Source organism: Pelotomaculum propionicicum (assembly GCF_004369225.1).
GTDB lineage: Bacteria > Bacillota > Desulfotomaculia > Desulfotomaculales > Pelotomaculaceae > Pelotomaculum_B > Pelotomaculum_B propionicicum.
In genome coordinates, this window is record NZ_QFFZ01000099.1 from 1 (window position 1) to 3721 (window position 3721).

The 3721-nt window shown below is 57.9% G+C and carries 5 protein-coding genes; all 5 read right to left on the bottom strand.

What is annotated here, in order from left to right; translation table 11 throughout:
• On the bottom strand, positions 1-266 hold a 266-nt coding region (locus Pmgp_RS18835), incomplete at its 3' end, for a ferredoxin family protein (RefSeq protein ID WP_134216163.1).
• Entirely contained in the window at positions 263-1561 is a 1299-nt protein-coding gene (locus Pmgp_RS18840) for an FAD-dependent oxidoreductase (protein ID WP_134216165.1), read from the bottom strand. The genes Pmgp_RS18840 and Pmgp_RS18835, both read right to left, overlap by 4 nt.
• A 19-nt stretch (positions 1562-1580) precedes the next feature.
• A complete protein-coding gene (locus Pmgp_RS18845; protein ID WP_134216167.1) occupies positions 1581-2537 on the bottom strand; it encodes an electron transfer flavoprotein subunit alpha/FixB family protein in 957 nt (318 codons plus the stop codon).
• A gap of 15 nt (positions 2538-2552) precedes the next feature.
• Complete coding sequence (locus Pmgp_RS18850) at positions 2553-3326, bottom strand: electron transfer flavoprotein subunit beta/FixA family protein (RefSeq protein ID WP_134216168.1); 774 nt, start codon at positions 3324-3326, stop codon at positions 2553-2555.
• 305 nt (positions 3327-3631) lie between these two features.
• The coding region (locus Pmgp_RS20640) for an acyl-CoA dehydrogenase family protein (RefSeq protein ID WP_205078114.1) at positions 3632-3721 on the bottom strand (90 nt) is incomplete at its 5' end.

The window sequence follows — 3721 nt, forward strand, 5'->3', positions numbered from 1 at the left end:
CCAAACCCGCCCCTGGGATACTGCCAGCTGATCGCCCCCTCCTTCGGGCAAATAATCCTGCAGGTGCCGCATTCCAGGCAGCCCGCGTAGTCAAAGGACAGCTCACCGTCCTCCTTCAGCGTGTACAAACACGCCGGGCAGGCGAAGGTGCAGGGCTTGCCCGCGCAGGCGGCGCAGATCTCCTTGTTCAAAACGATATGCGCCTCTTCATCGTCAACCATAAACTTGTCAATCCCCAGCAGCTGTTCAATGCTAAGCTTTTTCATAGCAGCCGCGCTCCTTTCCAGCCATCTCCCGCCAGCTGGCCCCAGCCGATCCCGCTCTTTTTAATCTGGCCCAGCGCTTTCCCCAAAAGGTGCTCGGGTTCGCCGCCGTCAACCGTGAAGATCTTGCTCACCAGGCCGGTGGCAAACTGCGGGTAGGCTTTAAACATGCGCTGGATTTCTAAAAAGTGCGGGGCGCCCCGGTAAGCCTCAAGGTCTCTCAGCACAAAGCTGTCTTTTAAGAACTGCTGGTATAAGCCCAGCTTTTGCCTGGAAAAGTCGTTGGCCGCCCTGGCCGACAGCACCGCTCTGGCGGCGGCCGCGCCGGAGGCAATGGCGAAATCCATGCCCCGCACCACATAGCCCAGGTTGAGCACAAACCCGGCGGCGTCGCCTGTCACCAGGATCCCGTCGCTGTATAGCTGCGGCATCATGCCGAGGCCGGCCTCGGGCACTAAGTGGGCGGAGTACTCCACCACTTCTCCTCCTTCGATCAAGGGGGCTATGTGCGGGCTTGCTTTGAACTCTTCCAACAGGTCGCTGATCCTGTGCTTGTTTTTCTGCAGCTCCGCGGCGCTGACAATCAGGCCCAGGGAGATACTGTCTTTGTTGGTGTAGAGAAAGCCTCCTCCCTGCATGCCTTTGGTGCAGTCACCGACAAAAAGCTGGGCGGCTCCGTTGTTGCCTGAAAGCCCAAAGCGCCGGCTGACTGCCTCAGGGGATAATTTGATCACCTGCTTGGCCCCGGTGCCCACCTGGTGGGGAGCAGGAGCTTTTTTCCGCAAACCGGCTTTCTGGGCGATGAGGGAGTTGACGCCGTCGGCGGCTATGACCACGTCGGCGGCCATCTCGTCTTCTCCGGCTATGATGCCGGCCACTTTGCCGTCTTTGATTAAAAGGTCGTCCACACGGATGCCGCAGGCGAGCATGGCGCCTGCCTCTTCGGCCTTGCCGGCCAGCCAGGCGTCAAACTCGGCGCGCAATAGGGTGAAGGAATGATAGGGCGGCTCTGTCCAGCTGAGGTCCTGGCAGTTTAAGGTCAGGCTCCGGCCGCCGTCTAAAAAGGTAATCAGCTCTCTGGCAACGGCTCGCTCCAGCGGGGCCTCTTCCCAAAAGTCCGGGATGACCTGGTTTAGGGCATGGCTGTACATGCGCCCGCCGAACATATTTTTGACCCCGGGCGCGGCGCCTTTTTCCACCAGCAGCACTTCGAGCCCTGCTTTGGCCAGCATATAGGCGGCGGTGCTGCCGGCGGGGCCGGCGCCTACGATTATAGCCGCGAATTTTTCTTCTTCCACTTCTACCACCACCTGTCTCTTAGATTTTTAAGGCGGCTTTTATTTCTTTGACCAGCTTGGGCACGATGTCGTACAGGTCGCCCACGATGCCGTAGTCGGCGGCCTCGAAGATAGGCGCGTTTTCGTCGCGGTTGATGCCCACGATCACTTTGCTGTCGCGGATGCCGCTGACGTGCTGGATCTGGCCGGCGACGCCTACGCCGATATAGAGGTCGGGCTTGACTTTTTTGCCGGATATGCCGAGGTAGAGCTCTTCGGGCAGCCAGCGCAAGTCTTCGGCCACGGGCCGCGAGCAGCCTACTTCGCCGCCGAGCACGCCGGCCAGCTCGCGCGCGAGGGCGATATCTTCTTGTTTGCCGACGCCGCGGCCTACGCACACGACTGTTTTGGCCTCGGTAATGTCTACGGCCTCGCTGGTTTTAGGTGTCCTTTCGACTACGGTTACAGGGGAAGGCGGGGCGGCGGGCAGCTGCCTGACCTCTCCTTGATGGCCTTCCGCGGGCTGGGCCTGCTCGAAGGTGCGGGGCGGTATGGTGGCCATCTGGGGCCGCGTCTCGCAGACAACTGTCTGTACCGCGGCGCCGCCGAAAAGCATGCGCTCCATGACCAGTTGTTTCTTTTCTTGATCGAGGCGCAGGCCGGTGCAGCCGCTGCACAGCCCGGTATTTAAGGCGGCGGCGGCGCGGGCGGCGATTTCTCTGCCTCTCTGGCTGGCGCCGATGAGGATGATGTCGGGGCCGTTGAGCAGCGCTTCTTCTACTATTACGGGCACGTATGACTCCAAGGGCTGGCCTGCGGCCAGGGGGGGCAGCAGCATTACTTCGTCGCAGCCGCACTTGATGTATTCTTCGGCCAGCTGGCTGCTGAGAGCGAAGGCGGCGACTTTTACGCCGAGCTGGGCGGCGATGTCTATACCTGCACTGAGCAGTTCAAGGGTTGGTTCGCGGCTTTCCGCCAATATCCAAACTCCTGCCATGGCTTTAACCTCCTTTTAGGCGATTACTCCTTCTTTTATTAAACTGTCTACCACCTTGCGGATGTCTTCGGGATCCGCGGTGAACTTCAGTCGTCTACGCTCCATGGTGGCGGCGAGGATGCCGGTCGTTTTAAGGCATGGCTCAAACGTCTGCTGCAGGTTAGCCAGACTGACGTTGTCCACTGGCTTTTTTGCCGCGCCAAGGACTTGTTTTAAGCTGGGTATCCTCGGTGTGTTGAGATCGGGTAAGACTGTTATTAGCGCGGGCAGTTTTACTGAGACTGTCTCGAGGCCGTCGTCGAGCTTGCGCTGGGCTATGACTTTGTTTTCTCCTTCTACGTAGGTTAGTTTGTTGACGTAGGTGGCGCAGGGTATGCCGAGCTTTTCGGCCAGGGCGGGCCCCACCTGCTGGGCGTAGAGGTCGCTGGACCCTTCGCCGCAGATGATCAGGTCGTACTCTATTTTGCCGTCTATGGCGGCGGCGAGGATGGCCGCTGTCTGGGACGGGTCAAGGTTTTCGAAGGCGGGGTCGTTGACGAAGCAGGCTTTTTCGGGCCCCCTGGAGAGGGCGTCCTTAAGGCAGGGCTTGGCGCCGGGCGTGGCTACGGTGATGCCGACAACGCTGCCGCCGTGTTTTTCCTGCAGCTGCACTGCTTCTTCTATGGCGTTGCGGTCGTAGTCGCTGATCTTGTAGCCGACGCGGTCGAGGACCAACTGGCGTGATTTGGGGTCTGCTTTGATGTCCGCCTCGTCCATCACCCATTTGAAACAGGCTATGATCCTGGGCATGTATGTTCACCTCTTTGGGTTTGTTTTAAAAAGATACCCCTTGACATGGATAAGTCTTGCCTGCCCATGTCAAAGGCATAGGAAAGGAGAGTAGAGTACATTTTGGTAGGGGTAAGCTTATTTAAATTTATTTAAATGTTTTTTGAGTTCTTTTTAATCAAATTCTTGTTCTTCACTCATTATTTATTTATGAAAAGGGGTAGGGATTTGCGGGCTTACTAGCCACCTATCTTTTTAAGGAGAAAGGCTGGACTTTCAGCCTTTCCCTACCCTCTTTTTGTTGCAAGACGCTTTTTAATTATCTGCTAGCGCAGTACGCTGCCGGAGATAACCATGCGCATGACTTCGTTGGTGCCTTCGTAGATCTCGGTGATCTTGGCGTCGCGGTAGAGCTG

Excerpts from the sequence above, each read along its gene's own strand:
- Pmgp_RS18850 (WP_134216168.1), bottom strand. The coding sequence starts at position 3,326 with ATGCCCAGGATCATAGCCTGTTTCAAATGGGTGATGGACGAGGCGGAC.
- Pmgp_RS18845 (WP_134216167.1), bottom strand. The coding sequence starts at position 2,537 with ATGGCAGGAGTTTGGATATTGGCGGAAAGCCGCGAACCAACCCTTGAA.